We start from the raw sequence: 279 nt of genomic DNA, 5'->3' as shown, positions 1-279 counted from the left end.
TATTACCGTTACCACTACCAGCTGCCACTGGTTTCACTGGCGCATAACGACGCACACCAGAGTATGATTTGTAGCTAATCCATTGGTAGCCATCAGCTGTCACGACTTGATCGTAAAAGACGCTATCCCCTGGATTCACATAAAATTCAGCCTTGGCAGATACCTTAGGTTGATTCTTAACCTCTGTACGTTCCTTATAGACATAAGTTCCTTGGCTTGGAAGATCGCTGTCTGTAGTTGTAGCTGGTTGGCTCACCAAACTAGTATTGACAGCTGCTC

The 279-nt window shown here is 45.5% G+C and carries 1 protein-coding gene; it reads right to left on the bottom strand.

The features are described from left to right. A partial coding sequence (locus AX662_RS07685) for an SH3 domain-containing protein (protein WP_197414690.1) occupies window positions 1-279 on the bottom strand: 279 nt, incomplete at both ends.

Source organism: Streptococcus sp. CCH5-D3, from assembly GCF_001556435.1.
Lineage (GTDB): Bacteria > Bacillota > Bacilli > Lactobacillales > Streptococcaceae > Streptococcus.
Note: the sequence above shows the minus strand (reverse complement) of the source record. Positions and strands in the feature narration are given on the sequence as shown.